Genomic DNA, 24,680 nt, shown 5'->3' with positions numbered 1-24,680 from the left:
GAGGGGATGGGGGAGGGCAGGGCCGCAGGCAAAGACGCCTAAGGCTCGCAACCCTACAAGAACAACCGCTCGCCAGAGCAGGAGCAAGACGATGACGACCCGCGACACCTTCCTGGCCGAAGCCGCCAAGCGCATCCTGATCACCGACGGCGCGTTCGGCACGGAAATCCAGAACTGGAAGCTGGACGAGGCGGCCTATGCGGGCACGCTGGGCCTGACCCATGACCAGAAGGGCAATAACGACATCCTGGCGCTGACCAAGCCCGAGGTGCCCGAGGCGATCCATCGCGCCTATTTCGAGGCGGGGGCGGATATCGCCGAGACCAACACTTTCTCCGCCAACCGGATCAGCCAGGCCGATTACGGCGCCGAACATCTGGTGCGCGAGATCAATGTCGAGAGCGCGAAGCTCGCTCGCCGCCTTGCCGACGAATATCAGGCCAGGGATGGCCGCCCCCGCTTTGTCGCGGGCGCCATCGGGCCGACCAACAAGACGTTGTCGCTGTCGCCGGACGTCAACGATCCGGGTTACCGCGAGATCGATTTCGATTACCTCAAGGACGTCTACCGCGAACAGATCGATGCGCTGGTCGAGGGCGGGGCGGACTTCATCCTGATCGAGACGGTGTTCGACACGCTGAACGCCAAGGCCGGGATCATGGCGGTGATCGAGGCGGGCGAGGCGCTGGGCCGCGAAATCCCCATCATGCTGTCGATGACGCTGACCGATCTGTCGGGCCGCAACCTGTCGGGCCATACGGTCGAGGCTTTCTGGCACGCGGTGCGCCATGCCCGGCCGGTGACGATCGGGCTGAACTGCTCGTTCGGGGCGGAGCAGCTGCGCCCGCACGTGAAGACGCTGAGCGAAATCTGCGACACGCTGATCATGATCTACCCCAATGCCGGGCTGCCCAACGAACTGGGCGCCTATGACGAAGCGCCCGTCACCACCGCCGGACTGGTCGGCGAATGGGCGGTCGAGGGGCAGGTCAATGTGCTGGGCGGCTGCTGCGGCTCGACGCCTGCGCATATCAAGGCGATCGCGGACAAGGTGAAGGGCATGAAGCCCCGCACCATCCCGACCCCGCCGGTCGTCACCCGCCTGGCGGGGCTGGAGCCGTTCACCATGGCGGCGTGACCTGCAAAGCCCCTCCCCTTCAGGGGAGGGGTTGGGGGTGGGGCGTCGCCTGCATCCCGGACCTTTGACTGCCTGGACAGGCCCCACCCCAACCCCTCCCCTGAAGGGGAGGGGCTAGGAACAAGACGATGACCAACACCTCCACCAATTTCGTCAATGTCGGCGAGCGGACCAACGTCACCGGCTCGGCGGCGTTCAAGAAGATGATCCTGGCGGGCGACTATACCCGCGCGGTGGAGGTGGCGCGCAGTCAGGTCGAGAATGGCGCGCAGGTGGTCGACGTCAACATGGACGAAGGGCTGCTCGACGCCGAATTCGCCATGACCACCTTCCTCAAGCTGATCGCCGCCGAGCCCGACATCGCGCGCGTGCCGATCATGATCGACAGCTCGAAATGGAGCGTGATCGAGGCGGGGCTGAAGTGCGTGTCCGGCAAGCCGATCGTCAACTCGATCAGCATGAAGGAAGGCGAGGAGGCGTTCCTTCATTATGCCCGCCGCTGCATGGCGTACGGCGCGGCGGTGGTCGTCATGGCGTTCGACGAAGTCGGTCAGGCCGACACCAAGGACCGCAAGGTCGAAATTTGCGCGCGTGCATACGACCTGCTGATGGGGATCGGCTTTCCCCCTGAGGACATCATCTTCGACCCCAATGTCTTCGCGGTCGCGACCGGCATCGAAGAGCATAACAATTACGGCGTCGACTTCATCGAGGCGTGCCGCGAGATCAAGGCGCGCTGCCCGCACGTCCATATCTCGGGCGGCCTGTCGAACCTGTCGTTCAGCTTCCGCGGCAACGAGCCGGTGCGCCGCGCGATGCACTCGGTGTTCCTCTACCATGCCATCCCGGCGGGCATGGACATGGCGATCGTCAATGCGGGCCAGCTCGACGTGTACGACACGATCGACCCCGAGCTGCGCACGGCCTGCGAGGATGTCGTGCTCAACCGCGATCCCGAAGCGGGAGAGCGGCTGGTCGCGCTGGCCGAGCGCTATCGCGGCACCGATGCGGTGGCGGAAAAGCAGGCCGCCGAATGGCGCAGCCTGCCCGTCACCAAGCGGCTGGAATATGCGCTGGTCAAGGGCATCGACGCGCATGTCGTCGACGATACCGAGGAATGCCGGCAAGCGTTCGCACGCCCCATCGAGGTGATCGAAGGGCCGCTGATGGACGGCATGAACGTCGTCGGCGACTTGTTCGGCTCAGGCAAGATGTTCCTGCCGCAGGTGGTGAAGTCGGCGCGTGTCATGAAGAAGGCGGTGGCGCACCTGCTGCCCTTCATCGAGGCGGCGAAGGAACCCGGCGCCAAGGGCAAGGGCAAGATCGTGCTCGCGACCGTGAAGGGCGACGTCCACGATATCGGCAAGAACATCGTCGGCGTCGTGCTTCAGTGCAACGGCTTCGAGGTGGTCGATCTGGGCGTCATGGTGCCGTGGTCGAAGATCATCGCCTCGGCGGTCGAACATGATGCCGACATGATCGGCCTGTCGGGCCTGATCACCCCCAGCCTCGACGAGATGGTGACGGTGGGCGAGGAGATGCAGCGCGCGGGCATGACCATGCCGCTGCTGATCGGCGGCGCGACGACCTCCAAGGTTCACACCGCGCTGCGCATCGCGCCCGCCTATGAGGGGCCGGTGGTCCATGTCCTCGACGCCAGCCGCGCGGTCGGCGTGGCGACGACGCTGGTGTCCGATACCCAGCGCGATCCCTATGTCGCGCAGGTCGCGGCCGATTACGAAGCCGTCCGCAAGGCGCGCGAAGGCAAGGGGGCCAATGCCCTCCTGCCGCTGGAGGAGGCGCGCGCGCGCGGCTTCGTCGCCGACATGGCGCTGAAGGCGGGGGAGCCCAGGCAGCCGGGCGTGCATGTCTATCAGGACTGGGACCTGTCCGACCTGCGCGACTATATCGACTGGACGCCCTTCTTCCGCGCCTGGGAACTGGCGGGCAATTTCCCCGCCATCCTGACCGATGAAGTGGTCGGCGAGAGCGCCAGCGGGCTGTATGCCGATGCGCAGGCCATGCTCGACACGATCATTGCCGAGAAGTGGCTGACCGCGCGCGGCGTCGCTGCGCTGTGGCCGTGCCGCCGCGATGGCGACGACGTGATCCTCACGGGCGGGGGCGAGGAAACCCGCATCCCGTTCCTCCGCCAGCAGATCGCCAAGCGCGAGGGGCGCGCCAATATGTGCCTGGCCGACTTCATCGATCCGGCGGGCGACTGGATCGGCGGCTTTGCGGTAGGCATCCACGGCATTGACGCGCATATCGAACGCTTCCGCAGTGGGCATGACGATTATAACGACATCCTGCTCAAGGCACTGGCCGACCGTCTGGCCGAAGCCTTTGCCGAGCGCCTCCATGCGCATGTCCGCACCGACCTGTGGGGCTATGCGGCGGGCGAGCAGCTGACCAACGAAGCGCTGATTCGTGAGCAGTATCGCGGCATCCGCCCCGCGCCGGGCTATCCCGCCTGCCCCGAGCACAGCATCAAGCGGACGCTGTTCGACCTGCTGGGCGCCGAACAGGCGGTCGGGTTGGAGCTGACCGACAGCTTCGCGATGCTGCCGACGGCGGCGGTCAGCGGCTTCTATTTCGGGCACGCCCAGGCGGAATATTTCGGCGTGGCGCGGATCGGTGAGGATCAGGTGGCGGACTATGCCGCGCGGCGCGGCGTCGATGTGGCGCAGGCCACCCGCTGGCTGCGTCCTAACCTGGATTGATAATCTCGGATTTGATCGCGGCTAAGTTGCTAAAAAATCAGAATTTCATGGTTGATCGGACCGTTCTGTGCCCTTGCAAGTGTAGGTGTGGTTGCTACCCTTGACGCTTGACCGGGGGTGTCGCCGAGGCCGTTGCGGCAAGGCGGCGTCCCCGTTGGCGGGGAACGGGGGTTAGGTGCCGAGCAGGGCGTTTGAGATCGAGATCAGCAATCTCGAATTGATTGCGGCATGTTGGGGGCCGGGCGTGGCGGACCATGTCGCACACCGCATCGCAACCCGGCTGTGCGAATTCGGGCTGCGGATCGAGCAGGATGCGGCGCACCGGCGCTTTCGAATCTTGGGCGACGCCGCGCATGACGGGCCCGTGTCCTGGGACCGCCTGGCCGATCTGTCCTATCGCCTGACCGCCGAACCGATCGGTATCGAGGCGATGACCGGCGAACCCGGTGCGGGTGTCCATGCGGTAATGACCTGGCAGAATGACGAGCCGCCCCGGTATCGCGGGCCGCGCGACGTGCGCCGCGATCATGGCGATGACGGATTGTCGCTCTACAGGAACGATATGCACCTGATCGCCCGGGCCTTTCGCTGCGCGGCCGAGGGGCGGATGGCGGCGCATTGGCAGCCGGTCCGTCATCATGCCGACCCGTCGCGCATCCTCTATCACGAAGGGCTGGTCCGCTTCGACGACCCCGGCGCGGGACTGTCCCCATCGACGCTCTTTCCGGCGCTGGAGCGGACGGGGATCGCCTCGACCTTCGACCGGGTGATGGTGCGCCATGTGCTGGATGAACTGCGGGCGCATCCCGATGCGGTGCTGGCGGTCAATATTTCGGCCAACTCGGCGCATCTGAACGGATGGTGGCGCGGCGTCCTGACCATGCTGGCCGCGCAGCCCGACCTTGCCGCACGGCTGGTCGTCGAGATCACCGAAACCGAGCCGATCACGCATATCCATGACGCGATCGCCTTTGCCCGCGCGCTGCGCGCGACGGGGGCGACGCTGGCACTGGACGATTTCGGGGCGGGCTTCACCTCGATCCGCCAGTTGATGGATCTGGTGCCCGCGCTGGTGAAGGTCGACGGCCTGTTCCTGCAACGGGCGGTGCGCGATCGCGAACCCTGTCACAGCCTGCCGCATCTGGTCGGCCTGATCCGCGAATTGGGGGGCACGGTGATCGTCGAGGGTGTCGAAACCCAGACCATGGCCGACCTCGCTTATGTCAGCGGTGCGGTGTGGCAACAGGGTTATCATCACGGCCGCCCCTCCGCCGCCCGACGCGGTACCGAACAGGTCGAACCGGTGGCGCGCATCGTGGCCGGTAAGGGCTGAACAACCTCGATCAACTATGCGATTGATCCTTATCAATATCACTGAGAAATGATCTGCAATTTATTGGGATTGCGTCATCTTTCGGAACGTCCGGTTTCGGCGCGGCGTTGGGTCATGCCATGTCAGATACGATCAGCAGCCTCTTTCCCGCTCAGGACCCCAGCGAGCCGGAATCCTCCGCGATGCTTCGCGCCCATATTGCGCAGGCCGATTTCCCGTGCGTCGGCGCAAAGGCGGCGATGGCGCGCGGGACGCTCGAAATCCTGGGTGCGCGCGACATCGCCAGCGCCTGGGACGATCTGCGCATTCACGATTGCCTGCGCCGTTTTGCCGAGCGCTACCGGGCCGAGCCGCAGCTCTTCCGCAGCCTCGCCGTGGTCTTTGCCGGGCCGGATACGCTTGACGAAGCCGCGTTCGAGCGCGCGGTCTGGTCGCGTATCCAGTCGCTGTCGGACAAGGATGTCTGGCTGGGCCAGGATTGGGACAGGCGGGTCAGCGCCGATCCCGACGATCCGCATTTCTCGCTGTCCTTCGGCGGCGAGGCGTTTTTCGTCGTGGGACTTCACCCGAATGCCAGCCGCCCCGCGCGCCGCTTCCCGCGCCCGGCCATGATCTTCAACTTGCACGACCAGTTCGAAATCCTGCGCGCGCAGGGGAAGTATGAGACGATGCGCAAGAAAATCCTGATGCGCGACGAGGCACTAGCCGGTTCGCGCAATCCGATGCTCGCCCGCCATGGCGAGTTGAGCGAAGCCCGCCAGTATAGCGGCCGCGTGGTCGAGGAGGGCTGGCGCTGTCCCTTCCATTATGCGGGCGGTGCGAGCGAGGCCAAGCCATGAGCAGCCGGACCGTGGAAATCCCCCCGCGCAGCGGCGACGCGTTCCGCATGGCGAAGGGCGACAGCCTGACCGTGATCGATCCGCGCGGGCGGCAGGTGGCCGATCTGCTCGCCTTCAATGCCGATGATCTGGACGAGGTGATTTCGTCGGGTCGTACGCTCGACTATGCCGAGACGATCCGGCTGACGACCGGGCACAAGCTCTACTCCAACCGCTCGCGGGTGATGCTGGAGATCGTCGAGGATCAGGTCGGGATGCACGACTTCCTGCTGACGCCCTGCTCGGTCGATACGTTCGACCATTTCTATCCCGACCTGCCGCGCCATCGCGGGTGCTTCGGCAATCTGGCGGCGGCGCTGGAGCCTTATGGCGTCACGACGGACCGGATCCCGGTGGCGTTCAACTGCTTCATGAACGTGCCGATCGATGGGACGACCGGCAAGCTGGAGGTGCTGCCCCCGCTGAGCAAGGCGGGGGACCATATCCGCTTCGTGGCGCATATGGACCTGGTGATCGGGCTGACCGCGTGCTCGGCGCCCGCGTCGAACGGCGGGAGCTTCAAGCCGATCGAGTATAGGGTCGAGCGGGCTTAACACATTCCTCCCCTGCAAGGGGAGGGGGACCATGCGAAGCATGGTATAGGGGTGTCGCCCTATCGGGAGCGCGACACCCCTCCGTCAGCGCTGCGCGCTGCCACCTCCCCTGCAAGGGGAGCAATAGATACTTACCGCTTACACGTATCCGCCGCGCCCGGATCGAGGTCCAGGCAGCGCCCGTCCACGCCCGGCATCGGCAGCCCGATCGTCGCCGCCAGCGTCGGGGCGATATCGACCGTCTCCACCGACAGGGGCTGTTCGAACCCGGCCATGCCCTTGCGCCAGAAGAGGATCGGCACGCGGCGGTCATAGTCCCAGGGAGAGCCGTGCGTCTCGACATAGCCGAGTGCCGGTTCTTCGATCGTGGTAACACGGGGGCGCAGCAGAATCAGCAGGTCGCCCGAGCGGGTCGGGTCATAGGAGGAGCGCGCCTTTTCCTTCACCGTCCAGGTCTCCGGCGGCGTGGTCGGCCAGGGCGTCGCCGCGATCTCGTCACGGGTCAGCGCGGCGGCGACCTGCGGCAGCGCCTCATAGCGGCGCTTGGCCTCCGCCAGCACCTTCGCACGGGTCGCGGGCGGCAGGGCGGCGTTGATGTAGATGTCGCCCTCGGCGCTCATCATGAGCGGCGGATCATTGGGCAGGCCCATCGCCTTGGCGATCGCGGCCGACATCGCCTTGGTCTTGGCCTCGGGCGCGATATGGCTTTCCATCGGCATGGCGCGGATCTGCTGGCGCTCGGTCATGTCGTGCGCGCCGTGATCGGCGGTCAGCATCACCTCATAATCCACGCCGGTCGCGTCGAGCACGTCGAAGAAGCCCGCCAGCGAACGGTCCAGCTCGGCCATCTGGATGCACATCTCGGCACCCTGGGTGCCTAGCGCATGGCCGATATAGTCGGTCGCCGACAGGCCGACCGACAGGATGTCGGTCTGCGGACCCTGGCCCAGCTTCATGTCCTGGACGAAGCCCGCCGCCATTGCCAGCACCGCCGCATCGGCGGCGGGCGAGACGCGGAACGCCTTCAGGTCGCCCGCCGCGCGCTGGAACCGGCCGGTGCCCAGCGTCTGGCTGCCGACGGTGATCGGCCGGTCGAGCGGCTTGCAGAAACCGGGCAGCGGCATGGCGTCCTGCGGCCGGGCGATCACGTCGGCCACCGCCTTGCGGGTGCGTTCGACCACCGGCGGTACGGCGCGTCCGGCATAGGAGACATAGGTCTTGCCGTCCCACCACCATATCTCGTCCATCTTGTGGCCGCCCATCATCACGGCGGCGCGGTCCTTCCCCGCGACCGAGACGGTGCGCACGCGGGGATCGGCGGTCTTCATCCGTTCACCCAGCGTGGGGACCTTCAGATGCTTGTCCGAGACGATATAGTTGTTGTGGTCCATGCCCGCGACGCTTTCGTCCTCCGAGCAATAGACGATCTTGTCCGGACGGTTCACCGACTGGTCGACCCAGTTGTTGGCGACGATCCCGGTGTGCGCGGGACGATAGCCGGTCAGGATGGTCGAGTGGCCGGGGCAGGTCTCGGTCGCGGCATGGCTCTGATAGCCCGAGGGGAAGACCGCGCCGGTCAGCAGGCGCGCCATGCCGCCGGTGAAGTGGTTGCGATATTGCTGGAACAGGTCGGCCGAGAACTGGTCGACCGAGATCGCCACGATCAGCTTGGGCGGCGTCGCGGGAAAGGGTGGCTGCGGCGTGCCCGGCAGCGTGACGACCGGCGCAGGCGCGGCACCGGGGGCGGGGCTGGCGGTCTGGGCATGGGCGGCGGGCGCGGCGAACGCTGAGCTGGAAATCAGGGCGACGGAGGCCAGGAGCGCGGCAGTCAGGGAGTTCATGGGCAACCTTGGTGCAAAGCAGGGACAGGGGCGCTATGGAACGCGAAAGCGGGTTAGGGCAAGGTCGATGCGCGGTTGGTTTTACATCCTGATGACGGCTCTGTTCATGCTGGTGGCGACAGGCCCCGGCATGGCGGAAAGCGCGCCTGCGCCCGGTGCCATCCACTTGGCGATGCGGCTGATCGCCGAAAGCGAAACCCCGGCGGCGGGCGGTCGCACCACGCTGGCCATCGTCGCGACGCCGGACAAGGGCTGGCACGGATATTGGAAGAATGGCGGCGATGCGGGCCTGCCGACCGAGGCGCACTGGACGCTGCCCGGCGGCGCGAGCGCGGGGGAGTTGCGCTATCCGGTGCCGGGACGACTGAAGATCGCCGGGCTGATGAACTATGTCTATGAGCGGCCCTTCACGCTGCTCGTCGATCTGTCCGTCCCCGCCGGAATGGCCAAGGGTACGCCGCTGCCGATCACGGTGAAGCTCGACTATCTGGTCTGCACCGACACCATCTGCGTGCCGGAGAGCCAGACTCTGTCGACGAAGCTGACGGTCGGTGACGGCGCGATCGACCCCGCCACGCGGACCGAGTTCGACCGGTGGCGCGCCGCCTTGCCCAAGCCGCTTGGCGGCGACGGGGTGATCGAGACGCAAGGCAAGCAGGTGCGGATCGCGGTGCCCTTGCCCGCGTCGGTTGTGGTCAAGGACGCCTATTTCTACCCTGAGCGCAGCGGCATCATCGACCATGCCGCGCCGCAGGTCATGACGCGCAGCGGCGACCAGCTGATCCTGACCATGCCCGTCGCCGCCGTGCCGACGCCGGGCCCGGCGTCGGGCGTGCTGTCCATTGGCGAAGGGCAGGGGCTGTCCTTTGCCGCCAAGCCGGGCACTATCGCGGGGGCAAGCAGCGGGACGGATCGCGGTTTCGGTGCGATCGCGCTGGCGTTTCTGGGCGCGGTGCTGGGCGGGCTGCTGCTCAACATCATGCCCTGCGTTTTCCCGATCCTGAGCCTGAAGGCGCTGAGTCTCGCCAAGGGCGGCGGGGACGAGCGGCACGCCCGGACCGAGGCGCTGGCCTATACGGCGGGCGTCGTGCTGGTGTGCGTCGGCTTGGGCGTCGTGCTGCTGGCGTTGCGCGCGGGCGGGCAGAGCGCGGGCTGGGCGTTCCAGCTTCAGGACCCGCGGGTGATCGGCATCCTGCTGCTGCTGGTCGCGGGCATCGCGTTCAATCTGGCCGGGCTGTTCGAGCTGCCGACGCCCGCTTTCGCCGGACGCTCGGGGGCGATGGGATCGTTCGCGACCGGTGCGCTGGCGGCGTTCGTGGCGACACCCTGTTCGGGGCCGTTCATGGCCGGGGCGCTGGGCGCGGCGCTGGTCCTGCCCGCCGCCGCCGCCTTGGCGGTGTTCGCGGGACTGGGCATCGGCATCGCGCTTCCCTTCCTCGCGATCGGTTTCGTGCCCGCCCTGCGGCGACGTCTGCCCAAGCCGGGCATGTGGATGGTGCGGCTTCGTCATATCCTGTCGGTGCCGATGTTCCTGACCGCGCTCGCGCTGGCGTGGATCCTGGGGCAGGAGGCGGGGGTGACCGGCATGACGCTGGGCCTGGCCGCCGCGCTGATCGCCTCGCTGGGCTTCTGGTGGACGGGCCTTCGCCAGCATGGCGGCAAGGGGCGGGCGGGCTGGCCCGCTGTCGTGGCGCTGGTGCTGGCGGTGGCGATCGTCGTGACGGTCAAGCCTGCCGCTGCGGTGGCCAAGACAAGCGCCGACACCGCCTTCACCGAGGCGAAGCTGGACGAACTGCGCAAGCAGAACCGCCCGGTCTTCGCCTATTTCACCGCCGACTGGTGCCTGAGTTGCAAGGTCAATGAGGCCGCCGCGATCGAGCGGTCCTCGGTGCGCGACGCGTTCGCACGCAACAAGGTGGCGGTGCTGGTCGGCGACTGGACCGATGGCGATCCGGTTTTGGGACGCTTTATCGAGCGGCATAATCGCGCCGGGGTGCCGCTGTACCTCTATTACGCGCCCGGCGCGAAGGAACCGCAAGTCCTGCCGCAGGTGCTGACCCCGTCGATGCTGGAGAAGCTGGGGGCGTAAAATCCTCCCCGGCACAGGGAGGGGGACCAGCGAAGCTGGTGGAGGGGGCTATCCACACAGTGAGTCATGCGTGGCAATCCCCCTCCACCCCCGCTTCGCGGCGGTCCCCCTCCCCGTGCCGGGGAGGATCGTGTTTCCCCCTTGCGCACCCCCTTCCTGCGGTGCAGCATGGAACCGGAACACTGGGGGGAGCGTAACGACCGGATGGGGACTATCGCCGCGTTCGACGAAATCATGGGGGCCGCTGGCAAGGATATGCCGCGCCCCGAACTATCCGCGCTTCAACGTTGGCTCGATCACACCCCCGATAGCGAACTCCGCCGCCGCCAGCAGTCGGCCGAGGCGACCTTTCGCCAGCTGGGCATCACCTTTGCCGTTTATGGCGAAAGCGACGCGGCCGAGCGGATCATTCCGTTCGATATCGTGCCGCGCGTCTTCCTGCCCGACGAATGGGCGCGCCTGTCCGAAGGGCTGGTGCAGCGGGTCGAGGCGATCAACGCTTTCCTCGACGATATTTATGGCGAGCGGAAGATCCTGCGCGACGGCATCCTGCCGCCCGACCTGATCTTCGGCAATCCGCAGTTCCGGCCCGAGATCGCCGGGATGCGGCCGCCGCACGGCGTCTGGGCGCATATCTGCGGCATCGACTTGGTCCGCACCGGGCCGGACGATTTCTTCGTGCTGGAGGACAATGCCCGCACCCCCTCGGGCGTCAGCTATATGCTGGAGAACAGGGAGGCGATGCTGCGCCTCTGCCCCGAGCTGTTCCGCCAGTTCCGGGTGGCGGCGGTCGACAGCTATCCAGACCGGCTGCTCGCCACGATGAAGTCGGTCGCGCCGCATGGCGTGGCCGAGCCGACCTGCGTCGTGTTGACGCCGGGCCATTTCAACTCGGCCTATTACGAACACAGCTTCCTCGCCGATTCGATGGGGATCGAGTTGGTCGAGGCGGCCGATCTGGTGGTCGACGACGACATCGTCTGGATGCGGACCATCGCGGGCCGGGTGAAGGTCGACGTCATCTATCGCCGGGTCGATGACGATTTCCTCGATCCGCTCGTCTTCCGCCCCGATTCGATGCTGGGCGTGCCCGGTCTGATCGCGGCCTATGCGGCGGGCAATGTCGCCATCCTCAACGCGCCGGGCAACGGTATCGCCGACGACAAGGCGATCTATAGCTATATGCCCGATATCGTCCGTTATTATTCGGGTGCTGAGCCCAAGCTGAAGAATGTCGAAACCTGGCGCTGTCGCGAGCCCGAGGCGCTGGCCTATGTGCTCGACCATCTGGACGAACTGGTGGTCAAGCTGGTCGACGGGTCCGGAGGCTATGGCATGCTGGTCGGCCCCACCGCGACCAAGGCGCAGATCGAGCATTTCCGCGCCGCGCTGATCGCCGAGCCGCATCGCTACATCGCCCAGCCGACGCTGGCTTTGTCCACCGTGCCGACCCTGGTCGAAAGCGGCGTCGCGCCGCGCCATGTCGATTTCCGCCCCTTCGTCCTGACGGGCCGCAACGGCGTGGAAGTGACGCCGGGCGGCCTGACCCGTGTCGCGCTGCGCGAGGGCTCGCTGGTCGTCAATTCCAGCCAGGGCGGCGGCACCAAGGACAGTTTCGTCCTCCTTCATCCCGAACCCGAAAGCTGGGTGCAGGTACAGGGCCAGCAGTCGCAGATCCAGACGCAGGGAGTACGCTGATGCTCTCGCGGACCGCATCCTCGCTCTATTGGCTGGGCCGCTATTTCGAGCGGGCCGATTTCATCGCCCGGCTGGTCGAGGCGACCGTTCGGCTCGACGTGCTGTCGCCGCGCTCGGCGGGGCTGGCCGCCTGGGGTTCGGCCTTGGCCGTCACCGATACCGCCAGCGCCTTTGCCGAGGGCGGGCGCGAGTTGCGCCGTCGCGAGGTCGCCCGCTTCCTGACGGTCGAGACCTGTCATCCCGGCTCGATCGTGCGCTGCGTCGACATGGCGCGGACGAATGCACGGGCGGTGCGCACCGCGCTGACCCGCGAGGCGTGGAGCGCGATCAACCGCGCCTGGCTGCATTTCGAGGCCAAGCCCGCCGCCGACGATCCGACTGCGGTCCTGGGCCTTGTCGAGGCGGTGAAGAACGAGACACGCGGTTTCGAGGGCGCGGTCCACCGGATGCTGCGCAACCAAACGACCTGGTTCATCCGGCTGGGCCAGGCGGTCGAGCGCGCGGACAATACCGCGCGGCTGCTCGACGTGAAATATCACATCCTGCTGCCCGCGGGCGAGCGGATCGGCGGCGTCGTCGATCGCGACCAGTGGACGACGATCCTCCAGACCGTGTCCGCCGTCACCGCCTATCGCTGGCTCTATTCCGACGGGCTGAAGCCCGCCAACGTCATCGACCTGCTGATCGCGCGCACCGAATTGCCGCGCAGTCTGGCGGCGTCGGTCGAGGAAACGGTGGAGGTGCTGGGGCAGCTTGCCCGGCGAACGGGGCAGCATGGGGAGGCGGATCGCATGGCGAGATTGCGGGCAAACCGGATGACGAAGACGCGGTCGGGGGATGTGATCGCAGGCGGGCTTCACCAGTTCCTCGAAGCCTTTATCCAGGAGAATGCCCAGCTGCACGGCGCCATCGGCCGTCAGTTCAAGTTCGCCTGATGCGCATCGCGATCGAGCACCAGATCGTCCACCGCCCGAAGCCGGGTCGGCCGACGATGGTCCAGATGCTGCGCCTGACGCCGGAAAATTACGACGATCAGACGGTGGCCAACTGGCATATCGATGTGGACTGCGACGCGCGGCTGCGGCGCGGGCAGGACGGGTTCGGCAATGCCGTCACCATGCTCTACATCCAGGACGCGCCCGAGACGGTGACGATCACCGCGACCGGCGAAGTGCTGACCAGCGACGCGCATGGCCTGGTGCGCGGGACCACCGAAACGTTGCCGCCCGCGCTCTTCCTGCGCGCGACCCCGGCGACGCCCGCCGATGCGGGGATCGCGGCCTTTGCCGAAGAGGCGATAACTGGCGCGGACAGCAGCCTGGCGGCGCTTCATGCGGTCAACGCCGCGCTCCATCGCCGCTTCGCCCGTGACGCGCGAGGCTCGGCGACGGATGCGGCGGCGGCTTTCGCCTCGGAGGCGGTGGGCGCGTGCGATCTCGCGCATATCTTCTGCGTGGCGGCGCGGTCGCTGGGCGTCCCCGCGCGGTTCGTTTCGGGCTTTGCGGTGCTGCATGATGCGGCGAACGCCACGGCGCATTGCTGGGCGGAGGCCTATGTCGAGGGGCTGGGCTGGATCGGCTTCGACCCCAGCATCGGCCTCAGCCCGCAGGAGCGCCACGTCCGGATCGCGGTCGCATTGGATGCTGCCGGGGCGACGGCGGTGTCGGGCGAGGCGTGGCGGGATATGGCGTTGGCGGACGCGGCGGCGCAGTAGACCCAGTATGTGTGACGTCCTTCCTTCCTCCCCTGCAAGGGGAGGTGGCGCGCGAAGCGCGTCGGAGGGGTGTCCCGCTATCGATAGGGCGACACCCCTCCGTCAGGCCTTCGGCCTGCCACCTCCCCTTACAGGGGAGGAATGGGAAAGCAGCAATCCTCGGTCAGGCTTCCCCGGCCTCGATCGCGGTTTCGACCGGCGGCGGCGCGATGGGGGTGGGGCTGTCGCCGGTGAAGGGGGCCCAGCCACGCACGGTCAGCGCCTCCAGCGGCTGATAGCGGGTCTTGTACGCCATGCGCGGCGACCCCTTCACCCAATAGCCGAGATAGACGAAGGGCAGCTCGGCCGCGCGGGCGCGCAGGATATGGTCCATGATGATGAAATTGCCCAGGCCGGGTCGGCTTTCATCCTGGGTTTCGAAAAAGCTGTAGATCATCGACAGGCCGTCGCCCTGCCGGTCGGTCAGGCAGCAGCCGACCAGTCGCCCGCGCGTTCCGTCCGCCGCCATCGGCTCGCGATATTCGACCAGCACCGACTGGACGGGTGACAGCTCGACCATGTCGGCATAGTCGCTCTCGTCCATCGCCGCCATGCCGCCGCCCGGATGCCGTTCGCCCAGGTAGCGGCGGAGCAGCGCGAATTGCTCGGCGGTCGCCCAAGGCTGGCAGGCGGTGACTTCCAGATCGGCGTGACGGCGCAGCAGCTTGCGCTGTGACCCGTTGGGGCGAAAGCCGCCCGCGACGACGCGCACCGACACGCAGGCGCTGCACCCCGCGCAGGAGGGGCGATAGGCGACCCCCTGGCTGCGGCGAAAGCCGATGCGGCTCAGCGCTTCGTTCAGTTCGTCGGCATGGTCGCCGCTCAGCTCGGTGAACACCTTGCGCTCGTCGCGCCCCGGCAAATAGGGGCAGGGGGCGGGGCTGGTGACGAAGAAGCGCGGGAAACGAAAAGGCGCGGTCACCGCCGGGCTGTTCCTTCGAGTGGGAGACGATAACCCTCTTTAACGATCTTCCCGTCCGAAGCGATGGGGCAGCATCGTTCGGAAACGGGACGAATCGCAAAAAAACGGCGCCGTGGTCAGGTCGGTCAGGCGAGTTCGACCTGGGTCGTCTCATACCCCGCCGCACGCAGGGCCTCGATCAGCCGGTGCAGGTGGAGCGCGTCGCGCGTCTCGCACTCGATATCGGTGATCAGGCCCTTGGCGGGCAGGGTGGTGAAGACGCGCTGGTGATAGACCTCGATGATGTTCACCCGCTCGCGGTCGAAGATGCGCGCGACGTTGAACAGCGCGCCCGGCTGGTCCTGCAACCGGATGCGCAGGCGCGCCAGGCGACCCGAGCGGGCGAGGTCGCGCAGCAGGACGTTGGCGAGCAGGCGCGTGTCGATATTGCCGCCGCACAGCACGATGCCCACTGTCTTCCCCCGGAAGCGTTCCGGGTGCGACATCAGCGCCGCGAGGCCCGCCGCGCCTGCGCCCTCGACCACGGTCTTCTCGATCTGGAGCAGCGCGCTGACCGATTCTTCCAGATGGCGTTCGTCGACCAGCACGATCTCGCGCACCAGCTGCGCCACCATCTGCGAGGTCAGGCCGCCCGGCACCTTGACCGCAATACCCTCGGCCAGCGTATCGCCGGCGCAGGGGAGGTCGGTGCCGTTCAGCTTGTTGTACATGCTGGGGAACAGCTCGGCCTGGACGCCGACCACCTCGACCGGCCTGTCCGCCGCCGCCGCGACCGTGGCGATGCCCGAGATCAGGCCGCCGCCGCCGATCGGCACGATCAGCGTGTCGATGTCGGGCGCGTCCTCCAGCATTTCCAGCGCCACAGTGCCCTGGCCTGCGATCACCCGCGCATCGTCGAACGGATGGACGAAGGTATAGCCGCGCTCGGCCTCCAGCTCGCGGGCATGGGCATAGGCGGCGTCGAAATTGTCGCCCTCCAGCACCACGGTCGCGCCGTGACCCTCGGTCTGCACGACCTTCACGATCGGCGTGGTGCGCGGCATCACGATGGTCGCGGGGATGCCGAGCCGGTTGGCGTGATAGGCGAGACCCTGCGCATGATTGCCCGCCGATGCGGCGATGACGCCCTTGGCCCGGGCTTCGTCGGAGAGTTGCAGCAGGGTGTTGAGCGCGCCGCGTTCCTTATAGGCGGCGGTGAATTGCAGGTTCTCGAACTTCAGATACACGGTCGCCCCGGTCAGCTGCGACAGAGTCCGGCTGATCAGCGTCGGCGTACGGATGATCCGGTCCGAAATGCGCGCATGGGCGGCACGAACATCGTCGATGGTGACGATCGGGGACGGGATTTCCGAAGCGGCCTGAACGGCGGTGCGACTAACCATGATTGTGCCGTAGCCGATCGGAGGCGGGAGGTGAACCGTTTCGGATGGCACTGCTTATCTCCCCTCCCGCCTGCGGGAGGGGGCGGGGGAGGGCATGGGGTCTCACCGAGCCAGTCCTATGTGGCTTTCCCTCCCCCATCCCCTCCCGCTTGCGGGAGGGGCGTGCTCCGGAATGGCCGACGTGCGCCGCCGCGAGATTCTCCACTGTTGCATTGCGGCATCGCCGACCGCGCGAAATCGTGCGCGAATGCAACAAGCGCCCAGGCCCTGCGTTGCTGGCCTTTTGGGGCCATGCTAGGGCGGCGCGATGATCACAGGGTTGCCACGGATGTCGCCGATGATCCTCTCCATCACCGGCACGATCCCCCAGTCATGAGCGTCTCGCCCACCGGGATCGCCACCACCGCGAACAAGGACACCTATCCTCATCCGCCGCAGGGCATGGGCCGCCTCGCGCTGGGGGCGATCGGTGTCGTGTTCGGGGATATTGGCACGAGTCCGCTCTACGCGTTCCGCGAAACCTTCGCCAATCCGCACCATCCCCTGCCGCTCGACAATGCGCATATCCTGGGCGTCATCAGCCTGATCTTCTGGTCGATGATGATCGTCGTTTCGATCAAATATGTCGCGATCATCATGCGCGCCGACAACAAGGGCGAGGGAGGCAGCTTGGCGCTGCTGGCGCTCGTGTCGGGGCAGACCAAGACGCGGCGCTGGTCGCGCGGCATCGTATTGCTCGGCGTGTTCGCCACCGCGCTGTTCTATGGCGACAGCATGATCACCCCCGCCGTCACCGTCCTGAGCGCGGTCGAGGGTCTGGCGGTGGCCGCACCCGCCTTCGGTGGCTTCGTGCTGCCGATCGCGATCACCATCCTGATCGTGCTGTTCAAGATCCAGCGTTCGGGCACCGAGCGGGTCGGCCTGTTCTTCGGCCCCGTGATGCTCGTCTATTTCACCGTGATCGCGGTGCTGGGCGTCATGAGCTTCGTCCAGACGCCCGAGGTGTTGCAGGCGCTGTCGCCGCACCACGCCGTCCGCTTCTTCTTCATCGATCCCCTGCGCGGGTTCCTGGCGCTGGGCTCGGTCGTGCTGGCGGTGACGGGGGCAGAGGCGCTTTATGCGGATATGGGCCATTTCGGGCGGCGGCCGATCGGCCTGTCCTGGCTGGTCTTCGTGCTGCCCGCGCTGATGCTGAACTATATGGGGCAGGGCGCACTGTTGTTCCGCGAAGGCGCAGCCGCGCTGGAAAGCCCGTTCTACATGCTGGCGCCGGAGGGGTTGCAGCTGCCGCTGGTGATCCTGGCGACCGCCGCTGCCGTCATCGCCAGCCAGGCGGTCATCACCGGCGCCTTCTCGGTCACGCAACAGGCCATCCAGCTGGGCTTCATGCCGCGCCTGCGCATCGAGCATACGTCGGCGGCAACCGCCGGACAGATCTACATCCCGCTCATCAACTGGATGTTGATGGTGATGGTGATCCTGCTGGTCCTGTTCTTCCGCTCGTCGTCCAACCTGACCTCGGCATACGGGATCGCGGTGACGGGGGCGATGCTGATCGACACCTGCCTGCTGGGCGTGGCGCTGACCCGGCTCTGGAAGTGGCCGCTCTACGCCGCTCTGCCCCTGCTGGGATTGTTCTTCCTGGTCGACGGCGCCTATTTCCTCGCCAACCTGACCAAGGTGCCCTCGGGCGGCTGGGTGCCGTTGCTGATCGGCTTCATCATCTTCACCTTCCTGACCACCTGGTCGACGGGCCGCAAGCTGATGATCCAGCGGCTGCGCGAAGGCACGATGCCGATCCACATCTTCATCGATTCGGCGGCGGGGGCGGCCAGCCGGGTGTCGGGTACCGCGATCTTCATGACCTCCTCGCCCGAGGGGGTGCCGCATGCGCTGCTCCATAATCTGAAGCACAACAAGGTGCTGCACGAGCGTATCATCCTGCTGACCGTCAAGATCATGAGCCAGCCCTATTGGCCCGAAGGCGACCGCGCGAAGCTGGACGATCTGGGGCACGGCTTCCATCGCCTCGTCCTGCGTTTCGGCTTCATGGAGGAAGCCGACGTGCCCGCCGCGCTGAAACGGGTCGAGATGGAGGGCGGCGCGTTCAAGATGATGGACACCAGCTTCTTCCTGTCGCGCCAGACCCTGCTCGCCGCCGAGCGTCCGGGCATGTCGATGTGGCGTGAAAAGCTGTTCTCCTGGATGCTGCGCAACGCCGAGAGCGCGATGGAGTTTTTCCGCCTGCCGACCAACCGCGTGGTCGAGCTGGGCAGTCAGGTGGAAATCTGAACCAGCCGCCAGCCCCGATCATCGTCACCGCCCTGTTCGGCCGCGCCGATCAGGGCGCGTTCGATGCCTTGCGCCGCCAGCATTTCCCGCCCGAGCGCAACGTCCTCGATGCGCATTGCACGCTGTTCCACCATCTGCCGCCCTCGGCCGAGGCGGAGCTGAAGCATCGCCTGAACGGCATGACGCGCGGGGTACGAGCCCCCGATGCGCGGGCGAGCGGACTGATGTCGCTGGGCCGGGGCGTGGCGCTTCGGATCGATTCGCCCGGCCTCGTCGCGATACGCCATGAACTGGTCGACGCCTTTGCAGGATTGCTGACCCCGCAGGACGCGGGCGGATGGCGCGCACATGTGACCATCCAGAACAAGGTGACGCCCGCCACCGCCAAGCTGCTTCTCCAGCAGATGGAGCGCGATTTCCGGCCACGTGCGGTGGAACTGATCGGTCTGGGCACCTGGTGGTATCGCGGCGGCCCATGGGAAATGCTTTCACGTCATTTGTTCGCTTGACGCCCGAAAACAGCCTGTCTATAGGCGCGCCTCCACCGGGTGGAACGCCTAGCATGGCGAAGTAGCTCAGCTGGTTAGAGCAGCGGAATCATAATCCGCGTGTCGGGGGTTCAAGTCCCTCCTTCGCTACCACCCGGTGTATTTTCCCCCAGCATTCACGACGATGACCGCGCTCCATGGTCATATCGGCACCTAATTGTAGTGGCCTCGCCGACACTTTCCGTTCGATCTGGTCGGTGTTGCGTCCGCGCCCGCAATAACGTTCTTTGTCCGGAATAATTGACTTGGATCGGGGGATTCCCCGGATTTACCGCCTGTCCGGCATGGCATATCGATCCCGATTGTTATATCGTGCTTGTCATGTGGAGAGGACGAGGCCAGGGGGCCAGGCGCTTTTGTGCGCCTTAACCTCTCCTTTTCCTCTGCCGAATAGGTCTGCGTCACGATGTCCTTCAGGAGCTTCGGATCTTAGGTCGTGAATGCCGCTGTCTATGCCTTGATAGCCAATAGCTGCATGGCGGCACTTTTCGTCGTGACCTACGGCGTGATCGCGCTGTCCTATTCGCGGCAGCGGGCGGCGGCCTGGTTCATGGTCAGCTATCTGCTCGGCTTCTTCACGCCGATCTGCCATCTGCTGGTTCTCTATACCGATCAGGTCGCGCTGTTTTCGATCCTGGGTTACGGCCTGTTCCTCGGCGGCATCCTGACGATGGCGACGGGAATACAGGCCTTTGTCGGGCATCGTCCGCAATGGCGGCTGGCCCTGTTGCTATGGGGTGCCGGACTGGCGCTGCGGCTGGCGATAGCGGACGGGCCGCGCAACACCTTGCCCTATGAGCTGATGTTCCAGCTTCCCTTTGCCATCGCGTCGTTCGTCGTCATGCTGACGGCGCGTCAGATCGGGCAGGGTGGACCGATCCGCGCCATGCTGATCGGTATTTTCGGCGTGATCGGCGCGCATTTCCTGGTGAAGCCCTGGCTGGTGCTCACGCTCGGCTCGGGGGCCACGCCAAAATCCTATGTGAGCACCGTCTATGCGGTGATCTCGCAAATCTCGACCGGCGTGCTCTTGGTGGCGGCGGGGCTGTGCCTGATGCTGCTGGTGATCCAGAAGGCGTTGGAAGAGACGATCCTGGATGCCGAGACCGATCCGCTGACCGGGCTGACCAACCGGCGCGGCCTGTACCGGGCCGGTCCCCGTATGCTGGTGGAAGCGGCGATGCGTGGGGAGGGGCTGCAAGCCCTGGTTCTCGACCTCGATCATTTCAAGGCGATCAACGACCGCCATGGCCATGCGACCGGCGACACGGTGCTGGTCGCCTTTGCGCAGGTATTGCAGGCGCTGACCATGCCGGACATGCTGACGGTGCGCATGGGCGGGGAGGAATTTGCCGTCCTGATCCCCGATGCCGAGGGCGAAGCGCAGGGTGACCGGGCAATGCGGATGGGTGAGGCGATTCGCGACGCCTTGAAGCCCTTTGTCGCGCAGGGGCTACCCGAACTGACGGTCAGCGGGGGGATCGTCCGGTATCAGGCGGGCGAGACGCTCGACGGCATGATTGCTCGCGCCGACCAGCTGGCCTACCGCGCCAAGCGGGCCGGGCGCGACCGGATCTTGCAGGACCCTTCCGGCCTGGCCTTCGAGCCTGACAAATCCGATTGGGCGAAGATGCGGAAGCTCGCGGCGGGCTGACCGGTCAGGCGAAGCGGCCGTGCGGATCGTGCGCGACCAGCATCGCATCGGGCCGGGCCAGCGCGATCAGGGTCAGGCCATGCTCGCGGGCATGGTCGATCGCCAGACTGGTCGGCGCGGATATCCCAACCAGCAGGCCCACCCCGGCCACCAGCGCCTTGTCGACCATCTCATAGCTGATCCGCGACGTCACGAGGATGAAATCGGGGCGCAGTACCGTATCGCGCGCCAATGTCCCGACCAGCTTGTCGAGCGCATTGTGCCGCCCGACATCTTCCGCCGCCGCGACGACCTTGCCCGCCGCGTCACAGGCTATGGCGGCATGAACCGCCCCCGTCCGCGCATTGAGCGGCTGGTGCGTGCGCAGGGCGCCGAGTGTGGCGAACAGCGTTTCCACCTCCACCTCGGGCGCGGGGGGACGTCCGGTGACCGGGCGGGCGATCTGTTCGAGGCCCGACAGGCCGCACAGCCCGCAACTGGTATCGCTGGTCCGATGGCGCACCCGGTCCTGCATCCGTCCGCGAAGGTGCGCGGCCAGCGTCACCCGAACGATCCAGCCGCTTTCGGCCGCAAAGGGCTCGATACCGAGAATATCGCCGGGCGCATCGACCAGCCTTTCGGTCAGCAGGAAACCGGTGGCGAACTCCTCCAGCCGCTCGGGCGTCATCATCATCACCGCATAGCCGAAGCCGTCCACCTCGATCGCGACCGGGCATTCGACGGCGACCTCGCGTTCGATCGAAGCCGTCGCGCCGTCCTGAGACAGGCGGATCAATGTCAACGGACGAGCGGGATCATGGGTAACGCTCAACGAAGAAGGCCCGATCCTGTCGCGGCCGAGACCATTCCTCCCCTTGCAGGGGAGGGGGACCATGCGAAGCATGGTGGAGGGGTATCCCCGCTCGCGAGGGCGGTCTGCGCTCTCTGACCGCGACACCCCTCCGTCAGGGTTTTGCCCTGCCGCCTCCCCTGCAAGGGGAGGAAAGCGGTCAAGAACCTTGGCTTCCGCCTCACAGCGCGGCAAGATCGGCGGGGGTGTTCACATTGGCGATCGGCTCGGGCGAGGCGATGGGGATCGCGCCGATCGCGCGCACCCAGCCGCGCACCGAGCGATCCCGCCCGAGCGAGAGATGCGCCATCAGATGCGCGCCCAGCGCGGCGGGCCACAGCCCCAGCACCGGCGCATCCTGACAATAGCTCGGCTCGCGTCGCAGGATCGCCTCGATCAGCCCCTCGGGCAGGCGCGGCATGTCGCATCCGATGGTCAGCACGCAGCGAAAGCCATGGCTCGCGGCGTAATCCAGCGCACCCGCGATCCCGCCCAGCGGACCCAGGCCGGGGGCGGGCATGTCGGGCACCCCGTCCACGCCGCCCACCTGCACCACCCGCGCGCAATGCGGGGCGATGGTCGCGCGGGCATGTGCCACCAGCGTCCGGTCGCCCAGCATCGCGATCGCCTTGTTCGATCCGAAGCGTGACGAGCGCCCGCCGGTCAGGACCGCACCCAATATACTCATGACGTCATGCTCATGCCTGGGCGCGCACCTTCACCGGCACCGACTTGCCTGCGGGCACATGGCTTTCCAGCGCATGATGCTCCAGCGGGATCAGATAGTTGAGCTCGGGATAATAGCCGCCGATGCATCCTTCGGGGATGTTGTACTCGACCACGCGCAGCCCCTCGACCACGCGCTCCTCGCCGTCATCGGCATCGCCCTCCAGCGCGATGGTCTGGCCATCGGTCAGACCGAGGCGTGCGATATCGGCCTTGTTCATCATAGCCACCATGCGCGTGCCGCTGATCCCCCGGAAACGATCGTCATAACCATAGATGGTCGTGTTGAACTGATCGTTCGAGCGCAGCGTGATCAGCCGCATCCGGCCCTCGGCGGGGGTGATGCCCGAGGCATCCATGGCGCGGGGCACGTTGAATTCGGCCTTACCGCTCTCCGTCTCCCATTGGCGATGCGAGGCGGGATTGCCCTTCCAGAAGCCGCCCGGCTCGAACAGGCGCTCGTTGAAGTTGGCGAACTTGTCCGGATAGACATTCTCGATCGCGGAGCGGACCAGGCCATAGTCGCCGACCCACTCGTCCCACGGCACGTTTGGATTGGGTTCCAGCACCGCCTTGGCGATCCCGGCGACGATGGCGGGTTCGGACAACAGCGTATCGGCGGCGGGCGTCGCCTTCCCGACCGAGCCATAGATATGGCTGAACGAGTCCTCCATCGATACGGCCTGGCGACCGCCCTTCTGCATGTCCGTCTCCAACCGGCCGAGGCAGGGGAGGATATAGCTCTCCTCGCCCGGCACCAGATGGCTCTTGTTGAGCTTGGTCGCGATATGGACGGTGATGGGGAGCTTCGCCCACGCCGCCTTCATCTTGGCGTGCTCGGGCGTGGCGCGGAGGAAATTGCCGCCGAGCTGGACGAAGCCTTGCGCGGTCCCCGCGATGATCTGGCGGCACGCCTCGACCGTGTCCCAGCCGTTTTCGGTCGGCGGCTCGAACTCGAACAGCTCCTTCAGCCGCTCGACGGGGGCGAGTTCGGTCTTCTCGGTGATGCCGACCGTGCGCTGGCCCTGCACGTTGCTGTGCCCGCGCACCGGGCCCGGCCCGGCCCCCTCGCGCCCGATATTACCGCGCAGCAGGAGCAGGTTCACGATCATGTGCAGCGCATCGATGCCATAGCGATGCTGGGTGATGCCCATGCCGTACACCGCGATCACCCGCTCGGCCCGCATATAGACGCGCGCCGACTGTTCCAGCGCATCGCGGGTCAGGCCCGAATCGCGGACGATGTCGCTCCACGCGGCCTTGCGGCAGTAATTGGCGAAATCCTCGTATCGCGTGGTGTGCTGCTCGATGAAGTGATGGTCGAGGATGCGCTTGGTGCCCTTGGCGATGGCGCGGTCATCCTCCTCGATCACCAGCTTGCAGATGCCGGTTAGCGCGGCGATGTCGCCGCCCGCCTTCACCTGATGATATTGGGTCGAGATGTCGGTCGAACTGCCGGTCAGCATCTGCACCGGGTTCTGCGGCGAGGCGAAACGCTCCCAACCGCGCTCGCGCAGCGGATTGAAGGTCACGATCTCCACCCCGCGCTTGGCGCAGGCTTGCAGGTTGTGGAGCATGCGCGGTGCGTTGGTCGCGACATTCTGCCCGAAGGAGAAGATCGCGTCGCACTTGTCGTAATCCTCCATCTGGATCGTCGCGACGGGTGATCCGATGGCGGACTTCAGGCCGACCGAGGTCGTCTCGTGGCACATGTTCGAGCTGTCGGGCAGGTTCTGCTGCCCCCACATCCGCGCGAACAGCGAATACATGAACGAGGTTTCGAGGCTGGCGCGGCCCGAGGCATAGAGCACCACCTTGGTCGGGTCGCAGGCCTTCAGCTTGGCGCCGATCGCGGCGAATGCCTCGTCCCAGCTGACCGCGACATATTTGTCCGACTTGCGGTCGTACCGCATCGGATGGGTCAGGCGCCCCGCCTGCTCCAGGTCATGGTCGGGCCAGGCCTCCAGTTCCTTGACGCTATGTTTGGCGAAGAAATCCGGTGTGACGCGCAAGCTGCTGAGTTCCCACGCGGTCGCCTTGGCGCCGTTCTCGCAGAATTCGGCAATGTGCGGCTTCGCCGGTTTGCCCCAGGCGCAGCTGACGCACATCACCCCGCCGGGCTTGTTCTGGCGACGCAGCGTGTCGAGCGTCTCCGGGCCCAGACCTTCCTTGGGGAGGATCTTGGCCATGCCCTTCATCGAACCCCAACCGCCGGCGGGGGCGGTATATTCGGTGATCTTCACATCGTCGTCGTCGCGCATCGGGCAAATCTCCACTCACAATGCGCAACGAAGCAGGCGCGGATTGGCCGCATGAGAAG

General features: G+C 66.4%; 18 protein-coding genes and 1 tRNA gene. 13 read left to right on the top strand and 6 right to left on the bottom strand.

The features are described from left to right. The first annotated feature begins 91 nt into the window (after window positions 1-91). The 5 genes from ACQR50_RS12775 to ACQR50_RS12755 all read left to right on the top strand — a co-directional run bounded on the left by ACQR50_RS12775 (window position 92) and on the right by ACQR50_RS12755 (window position 6,626). Window positions 92-1,138 carry a homocysteine S-methyltransferase family protein gene (locus tag ACQR50_RS12775; RefSeq protein WP_428968600.1) on the top strand — a complete coding sequence of 349 codons (1,047 nt, stop codon included), beginning with the start codon at window positions 92-94 and terminating at the stop codon, window positions 1,136-1,138. 128 nt (window positions 1,139-1,266) lie between these two features. Beyond that, window positions 1,267-3,861, top strand: a complete 2,595-nt coding sequence (gene metH / locus ACQR50_RS12770; RefSeq protein WP_428968599.1) for a methionine synthase — start codon at window positions 1,267-1,269, stop codon at window positions 3,859-3,861. A gap of 244 nt (window positions 3,862-4,105) precedes the next feature. Then, complete coding sequence (locus tag ACQR50_RS12765; protein WP_428968598.1) at window positions 4,106-5,194, top strand: EAL domain-containing protein; 1,089 nt, start codon at window positions 4,106-4,108, stop codon at window positions 5,192-5,194. Window positions 5,195-5,313: 119 nt separating this feature from the next. Beyond that, window positions 5,314-6,033 (top strand): guanitoxin biosynthesis heme-dependent pre-guanitoxin N-hydroxylase GntA, encoded by a 720-nt coding sequence (gntA, locus tag ACQR50_RS12760; RefSeq protein WP_428968597.1) that lies wholly within the window; start codon window positions 5,314-5,316, stop codon window positions 6,031-6,033. Then, window positions 6,030-6,626 (top strand): DUF1989 domain-containing protein, encoded by a 597-nt coding sequence (locus tag ACQR50_RS12755; RefSeq protein ID WP_428968596.1) that lies wholly within the window; start codon window positions 6,030-6,032, stop codon window positions 6,624-6,626. Before gntA ends, ACQR50_RS12755 begins: the two co-directional genes overlap by 4 nt. 131 nt (window positions 6,627-6,757) lie before the next feature. On the opposite strand, the gene ACQR50_RS12750 is transcribed toward ACQR50_RS12755, so the two are convergent. Beyond that, window positions 6,758-8,467 carry an alkaline phosphatase family protein gene (locus ACQR50_RS12750; protein ID WP_428968595.1) on the bottom strand — a complete coding sequence of 570 codons (1,710 nt, stop codon included), beginning with the start codon at window positions 8,465-8,467 and terminating at the stop codon, window positions 6,758-6,760. A gap of 67 nt (window positions 8,468-8,534) precedes the next feature. Between ACQR50_RS12750 and ACQR50_RS12745 the strand changes: the two genes are divergently transcribed. From ACQR50_RS12745 to ACQR50_RS12730, 4 genes are all read left to right on the top strand, one after another. Beyond that, window positions 8,535-10,556 (top strand): protein-disulfide reductase DsbD family protein, encoded by a 2,022-nt coding sequence (locus ACQR50_RS12745; protein ID WP_428968594.1) that lies wholly within the window; start codon window positions 8,535-8,537, stop codon window positions 10,554-10,556. Window positions 10,557-10,760: 204 nt separating this feature from the next. Next, window positions 10,761-12,254: a circularly permuted type 2 ATP-grasp protein gene (locus ACQR50_RS12740; protein WP_076717025.1), complete on the top strand. Its 1,494-nt coding sequence runs from the start codon at window positions 10,761-10,763 to the stop codon at window positions 12,252-12,254. After that, window positions 12,254-13,189, top strand: coding sequence for an alpha-E domain-containing protein (locus ACQR50_RS12735; RefSeq protein WP_428968593.1), 936 nt, complete (start codon window positions 12,254-12,256; stop codon window positions 13,187-13,189). Before ACQR50_RS12740 ends, ACQR50_RS12735 begins: the two co-directional genes overlap by 1 nt. Further along, entirely contained in the window at window positions 13,189-13,968 is a 780-nt protein-coding gene (locus ACQR50_RS12730; RefSeq protein WP_428968592.1) for a transglutaminase-like domain-containing protein, read from the top strand. The genes ACQR50_RS12735 and ACQR50_RS12730 overlap by 1 nt, the downstream gene beginning before the upstream one ends. A gap of 163 nt (window positions 13,969-14,131) precedes the next feature. On the opposite strand, the gene ACQR50_RS12725 is transcribed toward ACQR50_RS12730, so the two are convergent. Both ACQR50_RS12725 and ACQR50_RS12720 read right to left on the bottom strand, forming a co-directional pair. After that, on the bottom strand, window positions 14,132-14,929 hold the full coding sequence (locus tag ACQR50_RS12725) for an arginyltransferase (RefSeq protein ID WP_428968591.1): 798 nt from the start codon (window positions 14,927-14,929) through the stop codon (window positions 14,132-14,134). 125 nt (window positions 14,930-15,054) lie between these two features. Beyond that, window positions 15,055-16,311, bottom strand: coding sequence for a threonine ammonia-lyase (locus ACQR50_RS12720; RefSeq protein WP_056434274.1), 1,257 nt, complete (start codon window positions 16,309-16,311; stop codon window positions 15,055-15,057). A 441-nt stretch (window positions 16,312-16,752) separates the two neighbouring features. Between ACQR50_RS12720 and ACQR50_RS12715 the strand changes: the two genes are divergently transcribed. The 4 genes from ACQR50_RS12715 (at window position 16,753) to ACQR50_RS12700 (ending at window position 20,805) form a co-directional block, all read left to right on the top strand. Next, the gene (locus tag ACQR50_RS12715) at window positions 16,753-18,603 is read left to right on the top strand and encodes a potassium transporter Kup (RefSeq protein ID WP_428970699.1); all 1,851 of its coding nucleotides are present in this window, start codon (window positions 16,753-16,755) and stop codon (window positions 18,601-18,603) included. Window positions 18,604-18,671: 68 nt separating this feature from the next. Then, complete coding sequence (locus tag ACQR50_RS12710) at window positions 18,672-19,112, top strand: 2'-5' RNA ligase family protein (protein WP_428968590.1); 441 nt, start codon at window positions 18,672-18,674, stop codon at window positions 19,110-19,112. Between the two features lie 55 nt (window positions 19,113-19,167). Next, window positions 19,168-19,244: transfer RNA gene (locus ACQR50_RS12705), tRNA-Met, on the top strand. Window positions 19,245-19,587: 343 nt separating this feature from the next. Then, window positions 19,588-20,805, top strand: a complete 1,218-nt coding sequence (locus tag ACQR50_RS12700; protein WP_428968589.1) for a diguanylate cyclase domain-containing protein — start codon at window positions 19,588-19,590, stop codon at window positions 20,803-20,805. Window positions 20,806-20,809: 4 nt separating this feature from the next. Here the strand turns inward: ACQR50_RS12700 and fdhD are convergent, their stop codons facing one another. The 3 genes from fdhD to ACQR50_RS12685 all read right to left on the bottom strand — a co-directional run bounded on the left by fdhD (window position 20,810) and on the right by ACQR50_RS12685 (window position 24,621). After that, the gene (gene fdhD, locus ACQR50_RS12695) at window positions 20,810-21,586 is read right to left on the bottom strand and encodes a formate dehydrogenase accessory sulfurtransferase FdhD (protein WP_428968588.1); all 777 of its coding nucleotides are present in this window, start codon (window positions 21,584-21,586) and stop codon (window positions 20,810-20,812) included. Window positions 21,587-21,815: 229 nt separating this feature from the next. Further along, window positions 21,816-22,322, bottom strand: a complete 507-nt coding sequence (gene mobA, locus ACQR50_RS12690; protein ID WP_076717016.1) for a molybdenum cofactor guanylyltransferase — start codon at window positions 22,320-22,322, stop codon at window positions 21,816-21,818. A 10-nt stretch (window positions 22,323-22,332) separates the two neighbouring features. Continuing rightward, the gene (locus ACQR50_RS12685) at window positions 22,333-24,621 is read right to left on the bottom strand and encodes an FdhF/YdeP family oxidoreductase (protein WP_428968587.1); all 2,289 of its coding nucleotides are present in this window, start codon (window positions 24,619-24,621) and stop codon (window positions 22,333-22,335) included. Window positions 24,622-24,680: the final 59 nt, after the last annotated feature.

This window comes from Sphingomonas sp. Xoc002, from assembly GCF_050408055.1.
GTDB classification, from domain to species: Bacteria; Pseudomonadota; Alphaproteobacteria; order Sphingomonadales; family Sphingomonadaceae; genus Sphingomonas; species Sphingomonas yabuuchiae.
This window is presented reverse-complemented; position numbering and strand designations above follow the sequence as displayed.